We start from the raw sequence: 12233 nt of genomic DNA on the forward strand, positions 1-12233 counted from the left end.
TTTCGTCACCCTTCCGCTTTTAACTCTAGTAGTAAATCACGCAGCTCGGCAGCTCGCTCGAAGTCCAGTGCCTTTGCCGCTTCCTTCATTTCTTTTTCCATGCTTGCCATCACTTTTAAACGCTCTTTTTTAGGAAGCTTCGCGAGACTTGGTGCAAGGTCTTCCTTATACTGTTCGACTTCTTCGGCTACATGAGTCGCCCTTATGGAGTCGCGGATATCCTTTTGAATGGTCTGTGGCGTTATTCCATGCTCTTCATTATAATTTTCCTGGATCTCACGGCGCCGTCTCGTTTCATTGATGGCAAGTTCCATCGAATTCGTGATGCGGTCTGCATACATGATGACATGGCCGTTGGCATTACGGGCTGCACGGCCCATCGTTTGAATAAGCGAACGTTCCGAGCGAAGGAACCCTTCTTTATCGGCATCCAGAATGGTCACTAACGACACTTCCGGAATATCGAGGCCTTCCCTTAAAAGGTTGATTCCAACGAGTACATCATATTTGCCCATTCGAAGTTCCCGGATGATTTCTATCCTATCCAAGGTCTTCACTTCCGAATGAAGATATTGGACCTTGATGCCGATTTCCTTTAAATAATCCGTTAAATCTTCGGACATCTTTTTCGTCAGGGTCGTAATGAGCACACGCTCGTTCTTTTTGACGCGCTCCTGTATTTCACCGATCAAGTCATCTATTTGCCCTTCAATCGGCCGCACTTCCACGGTCGGATCCAGCAATCCGGTAGGACGGATGATCTGCTGAACCATTTCTGGCGTATGTTCGAGTTCATATGGTCCCGGAGTTGCAGAAACGAATATGGATTGATGGACCTTTTTTTCAAATTCTTCAAATCTTAGCGGGCGGTTATCTTTCGCAGACGGCAGACGGAAGCCATGATCGACGAGCACTTGCTTCCGCGCCTGATCTCCATTGAACATCCCGCGGATTTGCGAAAGGGTTACGTGTGATTCATCCACGACCAATAGGAAGTCCTCTGGAAAGTAATCCATTAAAGTGTATGGTGTCGCACCTGAGGGACGAAGGGTCAAATGGCGGGAATAGTTCTCGATCCCTGAACAAAAGCCCATTTCCCGCATCATTTCCAGATCATAACGGGTCCGCTGCTCCAAACGCTGTGCTTCAAGGAGCTTTTCATCTTCCCTTAATTCCTTCAATCGCTCTTCCAGTTCCGTTTCGATATTTTGAATGGCTATCCGCATTTTCTCTTCGCGGGTTACGAAGTGGGAAGCCGGGAAAATGGCGATATGATCTCGTTCACCGGTAATTTCGCCAGTCAGGGCATCGACTTCACGAATTCGGTCAATCTCAGCCCCGAAAAACTCGACCCGTACGCAATGTTCATCACGTGAGGCCGGGAAAATTTCGACCACGTCGCCGCGTACGCGGAAGGTCCCCCGTTGGAAAGCAATATCATTGCGTTCATATTGAATATCCACGAGTCTGTGCAGCAAGGCATTCCGGTCTATCTCCATGCCTGTTCGGAGGGAAACGACCATCTCCCGGTACTCTTCAGGAGAACCGAGTCCATATATGCACGAAACACTGGCAATGATGATGACATCTTTCCTTTCGAACAAAGACGAGGTTGCCGAGTGACGCAGTTTATCGATTTCATCATTGATGCTTGCATCTTTTTCGATGAATGTATCCGTGGATGGAACATAAGCCTCTGGCTGGTAGTAATCATAATAACTAACGAAGTACTCAACGGCATTATTAGGGAAGAACTCTTTGAACTCACTGTAAAGCTGCCCTGCCAACGTTTTATTGTGGGCAATGACAAGAGTCGGTTTATTGATTCTTTGAATCACATTGGAAACGGTGAACGTTTTCCCTGTCCCCGTTGCCCCCAATAACGTCTGCATTTCCTTGCCTTCCTTAATCCCTTCGACCAGCATGTCAATTGCTGCCGGCTGATCTCCTTGAGGAGAGTATTTTGAGACTAACTCAAACTTATCCTTCACCAAGCATAGCCTCCTATTGAAATATTTTTATATGATAACGGGACATGCCTATATCCCTTCTATTTATTCCGGTTTGATAAAGCATATATACACATTCTACCACAATAGCCTTAAAACAAACCAGCAATAAGCGAACATCCATTCTATTTTTGTTTTTTGGAATTCATGATGTGTTGAGGGGAATGACAAGTTTGGGTACAAAAAAAGCACCTTTGGTGTCAGGCGCTCTTGGATGTACGTTTCATCATTCTTTTTGATAACCAAAATCCCACTGTAAGGGATAAGGCATCGACGATGATCAATAAGTTTGTATGCGTATAACCTTTATATGCGGAAGCTGTAATCAAGGCAACAGTTAAAACAAGGCCCACGACATTGTTATAGGTGACTCTTGAAAATAGCATGACAAGTAGGCAAGGAAGGAAAAGGGCAGAAAGAATTTTAATCATTTTTTCATCTCCTTTATAAGAGAAAAATAGAGTAGTTTCAGTTTAAATGATTATCAAGTTTTTTGCCAATCAATTTCCCGCTTGATTTCTCACGTCTTAAAAAAGAACATTTCATGACACTCTACAATTATACCCATAAAAAAGGAAGCACACCCCCCTTTTTATACTGTTATCGAAAAAGCTATTAAATAGAGGGTGTTTTCCATACTTTTACGACTACTTCCCCCCTATTGCGCTCCGCCTATTCGACATACCTTCTCTTTAAAATCATCTAGCATTTACTTATCTATATTATTTCACATTCCAAAATTGGTATTTCCGAGATCAAAATAGGAACAATCCCCTTTAGAATTCATGGTACTTTAATTGTGTTGTTATAAATAAACTATCGATTGGATTATTTTGTTAAAGAAATTTTTGGTTTTAGCTACGCCACTTGTCTTGATTTTGGGTTTTACATTTAATTCTGTGGTTAACGCTGCATCTTCTGATCAAACAACTGTGAAAGATGAAAAACAAGTTTACAAAGAATAATTGGAAAATTTAACTAAATATGAGATTATTGACAATTTCGAAAGAATTCATGAAGAGTACAATATGGAAGAACCATTTTCATTGAAAGATCAAACTTTCGTTGAAATGTACGCTAAAAAACCCTCACTAATAACTTCATATGCTTCAAAAACTATCTCTGGCTCTAAGACATCTAATGGTGTTACAGTGAAAGTAAGTGGTACTCTTAAAGACGATATTCAAAATATTATTAACCAAAGCTTTGGTGCATCAAATTTAAAGACAAGTACAACAGCAGGAGCTAGTAAAGTATCTTCTGAAAAACAGTAGTGTATCATGATGCTTATGGATTAGTGGGTAGTGGAGGCATTGGTAAAGTATATTCTGGCTCACTTTCTACTTTTGGTAAAAATACAACATTGTCTTCAACTAAAAAATACACTGCGGTTGTAGCTTATGCTTCAACATGGTGTACTGTTACTGTTAAGCATTCAGGCGGTACATTTACAGTAAACCCCAAATAATAACCAAAAAGGAGAATCATTATGTTAAATAGTTTTGGAATTCCGGGAAGTATTATTACTGTCTTAGTTATATTTGGATTAATCTTTTTGTTTCGAAAACTTTTCAGAAAAAATAGTCAGCATTAATGATTTTAAAAGAGCCAACAAACATTGAGTGAACTTTGCCCCATTTTCATAAAGTTTAGAAAAGCACCTAAGCGGCTAATAGGTGGTCCCTGTATTGTACCGGGTCCATTTCCTTTATTCCCATTGATAACGCCACTCATGGTATTCTTTTATAACTCGTTCAACTTCTTCCTTCACATCGGTTACATTCGTACATGTTGGATATTCTGCTAAGCCTTTAAAGTGACCAAAAAATCTCCATCGGCGCATTATCTTACAGGCTTCCTCACCAAACCTTTCAAATTCGAGATTAAACCATCCATGTTCTATGAACATTTGAGAGGGGGATTTCCCCTTTTTATATTCCTTAACTGCTTTTGTTTTTAATTTAGATTATAGGAAATCGACCGCTCGGAAGCACTTATAATATTTGGATTCTTTACAAGTTCTTTCACCTAATGAAACATAAAAAACCCGGATAAGGGACACTTTTTATGTGTGTCCGTTATCCGGAGTATAGTTCAGTTTGCTTCTTTTTAGATCAATCAATACGGATCCGCTTCATGTCCTTTACTAACGGCATCCTCAGGGTTGTCCGTCCCGCCAAGTGGTTTTGAAGATTCCGTATGTTCAGAAGCCGAGGCCAGTCCCTCTTTCAATCTGCGGCCATACTCTTCATCGGCCTCTTCGGCAAGTGCAATCATTTTTTCCTGAATGCGCTTGTCGGCAGGTGCCAATGCCGCCACTAAATTGGAAATTAAATCGTCCTTTTCCCAATCCTCGAATTCACGGAATGTTTCCCCGGCCTGTTTCGTATTATTTTGACGATCGATTGTCTCACGAACAAGTTTCCCTTCCACCATAGGTGTATACTCCTTGCCCGTCTGCTTGGCTTCTTTCAAGCCGCCGACAGTTGATGGTTCGTAGTTGATGTGGGGGCTTTGGCTGCCTCTGCCAACTTCATATTGCATCTGTCCGCCAGTCTGATTCGTGGCTGTTCGTTTCTTCGGAGCATTGATCGGCAATTGCAGATAATTCGCTCCAACACGGTGACGCTGTGTATCGGAATAAGAGAATGTACGTCCCTGTAACATCTTGTCATCAGAAAAGTCCAGTCCATCCACTAGGACACCCGTACCGAATGCAACCTGTTCGACTTCAGTGAAGTAGTCTTCAGGGTTTTTATTCAATACCATCGTACCGACATGCAGCCACGGGAACTCATCTTTCGGCCAGATCTTCGTATCATCCAGTGGATCAAAATCCAACTCAGGATGATCATCATCACTCATGATCTGTACATTAAGATCCCATTCAGGATAGTCCCCGCGTTCGATCGCTTCATATAGATCCTGTGTGGCATGATTGAAATTCGTAGCTTGAATTTCATTGGCCTCTTGCTGTGTCAGGTTCTTGATCCCTTGTTTCGGTTCCCAATGATACTTGACAAGTACTGCTTCCCCTTCCTCATTCACCCATTTATAAGTATTGACCCCTGACCCCTGCATCATGCGGTAGTTAGCTGGTATGCCCCATGGGGAAAACACAAAGGTAATCATATGGAATGTTTCAGGCGAACTCGAGCAAAAATCAAAAATCCTCCTGCCGTCCTGAATATTCGTGACCGGATCCGGTTTGAAGGCATGAATCAAATCCGGGAATTTCATGGCATCACGGATGAAGAAAATTTTCAAGTTATTGCCTACAAGATCCCAGTTGCCATCTTCCGTATAAAATTTAACGGCAAATCCCCTGGGATCACGTAACGTTTCCGGGGACGTCCCTCCATGAATAACAGATGAGAACCTCACGAATACTGGGGTTTTTTTACCTTCTTCCTGAAAAACCTTCGCTCTCGTATATTTTGAAATAGGCTCGTCCCCCGCTTTACCGGTTGGAACGAAATAACCATGTGCGCCTGCACCACGGGCATGCACGACCCGTTCAGGAATACGCTCCCTATCGAAGTGGCTGATTTTTTCCAGGAAATCATAGTTCTCAAGTGTACTAGGTCCTCTGTTCCCTACAGTTCTAATACTCTGGTTATTCGTTACTGGGTGCCCTTGCCTGTTCGTTAATGTTTCTTTCGATTCATCATTTGTATTTTTAGATTCATCTGACAAAAAAATCCCTCCTCTGTTAATTAAATCCACAATATTACTATACTTTCCCCTCTCCCCTATATTTCACTCCTCAATCTTCGAATTTAATTGAAATTAGTTAAAAAGTACTTTTCCCCCTATTTATTGATGGCCTTGCCAATAACAACTGGCCTGAAACATATAATGATAAGAAAGCTTTGAAGCATTTAGTAGGATAATGGAGCAAGCATACCCATTTTTGCATAGGTAAACAGCACACCATTATAATGAAATGAGGAAAAAATTCAAAAAGCGGGGTGCCTTCATTGGACGAATCAAAAATAGGAAGACTTGGCAGGATGATGACCGGAAAAACCGGTCGTTGGGTTGTCATTGCCGCATGGATAATTGCAGCAATCGCATTAACCTTCTCATTGCCTGCCGTTAATGACCGAACAGCAAATAACGCTTCAGACTTGCCTGAAGACTCACCTTCTGTCGTGGCTGATGAACTTATTAAAGAAGAGTTTCCAAATTCCTCTGGTATACCTGCCCTGCTTACTTGGCATCGGGAAGGTGGACTGACAGAGGCCGACTTGGCCGAAATCCAGTACCTTTCCAAGGAACTGACAGATACCCCATTGACACAGCAATCTTTTTTACCGCCGCTTCATGAAATTCCGTTGCCTGCTCTTCAAGAATCGGTTTCAGAAGATGGAACGACTTTCGTACAGCCGCTTTTCTTTAAAGAAAAGACCGAGACGGAAATTCTTGAAAAAAATCTTGAAACCATTAATGAAGCAGTAACGGAACGCATTGGAACGGACCCATTCAAGGTCCCGACGGATTCAGATGAATTATCCCTTCGAGTGACAGGCCCTGTAGGGATATCCGTCGATGCAACGGGATTATTTTCGGGTGCTGACTTTAAATTGCTATTAGCGACCGTAATACTTGTACTTGTCGTGTTATTACTTATCTACCGCTCCCCGCTTTTAGCCATCATTCCACTTATCGGAGTTGGCTTTGCCTATATTGTAACGAGCCCGATCCTTGGCTTCATGGCAGATCATGGTTGGATTACAGTCGATTCACAGGCCATTTCAATCATGACCGTATTATTATTCGGTGCAGGAACGGATTATTGTTTATTTTTAATTTCTCACTACAGAAGTGAATTAAGGAATCATGAAAGCAAACGCAAAGCCATGATCGCTGCATTTAAAGATTCATCAGGCGCCATTGCGATGAGCGGCCTAACGATCGTCATCTCCCTGCTAACATTGCTTGTAGCCAAATACGGAGCCTACCACCGTTTCGCTGTACCATTCAGCTTGTCGATTTTAATCATGATGCTGGCAGCTTTAACACTGGTACCGGCTTTGCTTTCTGTATTCGGAAGGGCTTCCTTCTTCCCAATCGTTCCTCGTACCCCAGAAATGGAAGAAGCACGGGCCAAGAAAAAGGGAAAAGCCGTCAAAAGGCATAAAGAAGGCCGCATTGGTAACTGGATTGGCCATATCGTCACAACCAAGCCATGGACCGTCATTCTTACATGCCTGATCATCTTCAGTGTTTTAGCAGGATATTCTTCACAAATAAAATATTCATATGATATTCTCTCTTCCTTCCCTGAAGATATGAACTCCCGTGAAGGCTATTCTGTCATTTCCGACTCGTACTCACCGGGCGAACTGGCACCGGCGACAGTGGTTGTCGATACGAATGGTGAAGATATTGATTTAGCACCAGCATTAAAAGGGATGGATATTGTTGAAACTGTCGCCGATCCAGTCACAAGTAAATCGAATAAAGATCTGCAATCCTATGAGGTCACATTCAACATCAATCCATATGATATCGAGGCCATAGATTCAATTCCGGAAATCCGTACAATGGCGGAGAAAGAATTGAAGGCCGCCAATATATCATCGGTTGATGAAAAGATTTGGGTTGGCGGGCAAACTGCGACGCAATTCGATAAAAGGGATATCGTAAAATCCGATGAATTCATGATCATCCCGATCATCATCGTCCTGATTTCCTTGCTCCTTTTAGCCTACTTGCGATCTGTGACAGCCATGGTGTATCTAATGGGTACAGTCATTCTCTCATTCTTTGCAGCTATGGGCTTAGGTTGGATAATCCTGCACTATTTCATGGGTGTCGATGCGATTGAGGGGACAATTCCACTTTATTCTTTCGTATTCCTGGTTGCACTTGGAGAAGATTATAACATTTTCATGGTTTCAAGCATTTGGCGTAAGAAAGAAACGATGCCAATCAAGCAGGCCATCAGAAAGGGCGTTGCCGAAACTAGCGGCGTCATCACTTCCGCCGGAATAATCTTGGCAGCCACTTTTTCCGTTCTAGCCACACTTCCGATTCAAGTATTGGTCCAATTCGGGCTCATTACTGCACTTGGTGTGTTAATGGACACATTCATTGTGCGCCCGTTCCTTGTTCCTGCAATCACCTCCCTGCTTGGCCGCCGCGCTTTTTGGCCGGGTAAAGTGACCAATCAAGAAGAGAAAGAACAGGCCAACTAATAAAGGTAGTCAGCTTTACTTTTCTTCATAATGAAAAACCCTGTGCCCGATAAATGCACAGGGTTTTTCATGTTTTCAAAATTAAGGAAAACTTTCAGTTGACACTATTGCTTTCACCTCTTATAATTACATTAAGTTAAGATATCTCAAATTAAAGATATATAAATTCAAGATGATAATTAGGAGGAATTAACATGACAAATACAAAATGGACAGTCGACCCTACTCACAGTGCTATTGAATTTTCCGTAAAACATATGATGATCGCCAAAGTAAAAGGAAGTTTTAATAAGTTCGAAGCAAACATTCTAGCAAACCCATCGGATCTAACAACTGCAGAGATCGATTTTACCGTTGATGTGGCCAGTATTGACACACGCAATGCAGACCGGGATAATCACTTACGTTCCGCTGACTTCTTTGATGTAGAAAAAAACCCTACATTAACATTCAAATCAACAAAAATTGTGAAAATGGATGAAGATGAATACGATGTAACTGGAAATGTGACCCTTAATGGAGTCACACAGGAAGAAACTTTCAGCATCACCTTTGAAGGCCAAGGGAAAGATCCATGGGGAAATGAAAAAGCAGGCTTTAGCGGAAAAGGGAAAATCAAACGCAGTGATTATGGTCTAACCTATAACGCGGCATTAGAAACAGGCGGCGTACTGATCGGCGATCAAATCACGCTTACCATCGAAATCGAAGTTGCTAAAGAAGCTTAATTAATAAAGAAGCAGCCATCCTAGGGATGGCTGCTTCTTTCTGTAATTCCGCGATTTACGAATTCCTCGTTTTATAAAGTAAATAAATGAAGTACGGTGCCCCGATGCTCGCTGTGAAGACACCAGCCGGTATTTCCAAAGGTGAGAATAGGGTCCGTCCAATCAAATCCGCCACCATAACCAAGATGCCGCCAAGCAAAGCCGAAGTGGGCAGTAACACTCCAAAACTAGACCCAACAAGCCTTCTGGCCATGTGTGGGGCCATTAATCCAATAAAGCCTATTCCTCCAGCAAAAGCTGTGGAACCGCCAATCAAGGCCGTACTGATCATCAATAATGTAAACCGTTGTTTTTGGACATGTCCTCCAAGACCCGTTGCGAGGTCATCGCCTAGCTCCTGTAAATTAATATTTCTGGAATACAGGAAGGCGATTAACAGGAATAGAATGGTCCATGGTGCCAATACAGCGATATTATTCCAGGTGGAGTTAGACACTGACCCCGTGATCCAAAGATTGGCCTGGCTCGCTTGATAGACTGGGCCAAGAATCATCATCATCGTAGTGAGTGCTTTCATTAAAGCCATGACCCCAATCCCGATCAACACAAGCCTTATCGGGGGAACTCCATTTTTCCAGGCTAAGGAATATACAAGTAATGCCACGACTGTCGCCCCTATGAACGCAGCTAACGGCAGCCAATTGATGCTCACCGTTAATGAATGATTCTTATCGCTAAAAATGGCCAAGAAGCCAACGACCGCCACTGTCGCTCCTCCCGTTATCCCCAAGATATCAGGCGAAGCAAGTGGATTCCGAATCATTCCTTGAAGGATTCCGCCAGCTACAGCAAGGCCCATCCCCACCAACAGGGCAACAATGATTCTAGGCAGGCGGAAAGATTGGATGATAAGCCGATCGCTCTCCGTTCCCCCTCCAAAAAGGACCTGGGAGACACTTAGCGGATTTATATTCATTTCACCCACTCCAGTACTGATCACAAACACTAGTGAAGTGACTAAAAATAATATGAAAATCACAAACATAGCCTTTTTATCCATCAAGAATGATATTTTTTCATTAAACAAACGAAAGCTCTTATATGACTTCATCTACCGCTGAACCCCTTTCTAGCTATATAAATAAAGAATGGGGTCCCTATTATGGCTGTCATGACTCCGACCGGAACTTCTCGAGGCATCAGGATATACCTCGATATGATATCGGCTGCAATCAAAAGCACCGCCCCGAAAAGTCCAGAGAAGGGAATCAGCCAGCGATGATCGATGCCCACTATAGAACGGGTAAGATGCGGAACGACGATTCCTATAAAGCCAATCGGACCCGCAACCGCCACTGATCCGCCAGCGAGCAGGATGATTGCCAGCCCCAGAACCAGCTTAAGGAAAACTATATTCAATCCAAGACCTTTTGCAACATCCTCACCCATGGACAACACATTCATTTTACCGGACATGATCAAGGCAAGGCCCCAGCCTACGACAAGATAAGGCAGGACGGCAACTAAATTGTCCAGACTTCTACCGGAAACGGATCCGGCAAGCCAGAATAGGACTTGCTCTAAAAGAGCCTCATTTGAAACAAGAAGACCTTGTGTAAGTGAAGCTACCATGGCCGTCATGGCTGCACCAGCCAATGTCAGCTTCATAGGTGTCAAGCCGCCTCGTCCCATGCTTCCAATCATGTATATGCTTATCGCTGCTATGGCCGCCCCTATGAATGACAGCCATGTAAATACCTGAAGATTGCTTATCCCAAAAACGGTGACCCCAGTGACAACCGCCAATCCCGCCCCGGCGTTGACCCCGAATATATCTGGAGATGCTAGGGGGTTTTTAGTTAGCGTTTGCATTAACACCCCCGAAATGGCCAAACTTGCACCGATTGCCAAAGCGATCAGGGCCCGCGGAAGTCTGACTGATTGAATGACAATGTGTTCATTCGTCCCATTGAAATCGGTAAAAGCATCGATGGCCAATTTCCATGTTGTATCTGTATAACCGTATACAATGCTTGAGCACAGTAAAAATAGCAGCAAAAGAATGGTAATGAACAGCCCCATCCATTTCTGCCATGAATTTTTTAATAACATATCCAGTTACCTTTCCAATCACGTTTGTATAGTAATATTTTACTGGTCTAAACAGGATTGTGTCAATGAATTTGAGAATCATTTTCAATTATATATTGACAGATAAGTATATTCATTTTATGATGATGCTGTTAAGTGCGAATGATTATCATTTGCGGAAAATTGGGAGGGATACATAGATGTTTAGATTTAAGTCATTATTAACGATTTTTACAATATTTGCAGTCTTCCTTCTAGCAGCTTGCGGGAATTCGGATGAGAAAGCCGATGAAAATAAGGCTGAAGACAAGAAAGAAGAAAAAAGCTACACAATTGAGCATGCCATGGGTACTGCCGAGTTGAAAGAAACACCTAAAAGAGTGGTCGTTCTAACAAATGAAGGCACTGAAGCATTGCTTGCTTTAGGAATTAAACCTGTTGGTGCCGTTCAATCATGGCTTGGTGACCCTTGGTACGACCATATTAAAGATGATATGGATGGGGTCGAAGTTGTTGGTGTTGAACATGAGGTTAATTTAGAGAAAATCGCATCACTGAAGCCTGACTTGATTATCGGAAGCAAGATACGCCAAGAAGCTGTTTATGATAAATTAAATGCAATCGCTCCCACTGTTTTTTCGGAAACGCTACGAGGAGATTGGAAAGAAAACTTCAAACTATATGCAAAAGCCTTGAACCTTGAAGAAAAAGGGAACGATGTAATTGCAGAATTCGATCAAAACACAGCAGATCTTAAAGCTAAATTGGGTGATAAAGTAAAACAAGAAGTTTCCATTGTTCGTTTCATGGCTGGAACTACTCGTATTTATTACACAGATTCATTCTCTGGAGTGATTTTCGATCAATTAGGATTTAAACGTGCAGAACAACAGAAGGAACTGTTCACTGCAGATAATAAATTAGGTAACCTTGCCATTGAGGTTGGGAAAGAAGTCATCCCTAAAATGGATGGAGATATTCTCTTCTACTTCACTTACGCTCCTGAAGGGGACAAACAAGCCCTAAGCACAGCAAAAGAATGGACGAATGATCCACTATGGAAAAACCTAGATGCAGTGAAAAACGGAAATGCCCATGAGGTTAGTGACGCAACATGGAATACAGCCGGCGGAGTAATTGCAGCTAATAAAATGCTGGACGATATAGAAAAGATCATGCTTGAAAAGTAATAACACGTTTCT

At 42.6% G+C, this 12233-nt stretch carries 10 protein-coding genes; 4 read left to right on the forward strand and 6 right to left on the reverse strand.

Annotated elements, in window-relative coordinates:
• Positions 1-5: 5 nt before the first annotated feature.
• Together uvrB and ACFVS1_RS19045 are read right to left on the reverse strand one after the other, a co-directional pair.
• A complete protein-coding gene (gene uvrB, locus ACFVS1_RS19040) occupies positions 6-1991 on the reverse strand; it encodes an excinuclease ABC subunit UvrB (protein ID WP_387549738.1) in 1986 nt (661 codons plus the stop codon).
• Positions 1992-2209: 218 nt separating this feature from the next.
• On the reverse strand, positions 2210-2440 hold the full coding sequence (locus ACFVS1_RS19045; protein WP_034309928.1) for a CsbA family protein: 231 nt from the start codon (positions 2438-2440) through the stop codon (positions 2210-2212).
• Positions 2441-3037: 597 nt separating this feature from the next.
• On the opposite strand from ACFVS1_RS19045, the gene ACFVS1_RS19050 reads away from it, so the two are divergent.
• Positions 3038-3283: a hypothetical protein gene (locus ACFVS1_RS19050; RefSeq protein WP_387549740.1), complete on the forward strand. Its 246-nt coding sequence runs from the start codon at positions 3038-3040 to the stop codon at positions 3281-3283.
• Positions 3284-3717: 434 nt separating this feature from the next.
• On the opposite strand, the gene ACFVS1_RS19055 is transcribed toward ACFVS1_RS19050, so the two are convergent.
• Positions 3718-3918 carry a hypothetical protein gene (locus tag ACFVS1_RS19055; RefSeq protein ID WP_352923925.1) on the reverse strand — a complete coding sequence of 67 codons (201 nt, stop codon included), beginning with the start codon at positions 3916-3918 and terminating at the stop codon, positions 3718-3720.
• A gap of 209 nt (positions 3919-4127) precedes the next feature.
• Positions 4128-5711, reverse strand: a complete 1584-nt coding sequence (locus ACFVS1_RS19060) for a catalase (RefSeq protein WP_387550127.1) — start codon at positions 5709-5711, stop codon at positions 4128-4130.
• A gap of 278 nt (positions 5712-5989) precedes the next feature.
• On the opposite strand from ACFVS1_RS19060, the gene ACFVS1_RS19065 reads away from it, so the two are divergent.
• Positions 5990-8212, forward strand: a complete 2223-nt coding sequence (locus ACFVS1_RS19065) for an MMPL family transporter (protein WP_387549742.1) — start codon at positions 5990-5992, stop codon at positions 8210-8212.
• A 194-nt stretch (positions 8213-8406) separates the two neighbouring features.
• Positions 8407-8940, forward strand: a complete 534-nt coding sequence (locus tag ACFVS1_RS19070) for a YceI family protein (RefSeq protein WP_387549744.1) — start codon at positions 8407-8409, stop codon at positions 8938-8940.
• A gap of 55 nt (positions 8941-8995) precedes the next feature.
• Here the strand turns inward: ACFVS1_RS19070 and ACFVS1_RS19075 are convergent, their stop codons facing one another.
• Positions 8996-10051 (reverse strand): FecCD family ABC transporter permease, encoded by a 1056-nt coding sequence (locus ACFVS1_RS19075; protein ID WP_387549746.1) that lies wholly within the window; start codon positions 10049-10051, stop codon positions 8996-8998.
• Positions 10048-11052 (reverse strand): FecCD family ABC transporter permease, encoded by a 1005-nt coding sequence (locus tag ACFVS1_RS19080; protein WP_387549748.1) that lies wholly within the window; start codon positions 11050-11052, stop codon positions 10048-10050. Before ACFVS1_RS19080 ends, ACFVS1_RS19075 begins: the two co-directional genes overlap by 4 nt.
• A gap of 179 nt (positions 11053-11231) precedes the next feature.
• On the opposite strand from ACFVS1_RS19080, the gene ACFVS1_RS19085 reads away from it, so the two are divergent.
• Positions 11232-12221: an ABC transporter substrate-binding protein gene (locus tag ACFVS1_RS19085; RefSeq protein ID WP_387549750.1), complete on the forward strand. Its 990-nt coding sequence runs from the start codon at positions 11232-11234 to the stop codon at positions 12219-12221.
• The last annotated feature ends 12 nt before the right edge of the window (positions 12222-12233 follow it).

Source organism: Peribacillus sp. NPDC058075, assembly GCF_042885195.1.
Lineage (GTDB): Bacteria > Bacillota > Bacilli > Bacillales > DSM-1321 > Peribacillus.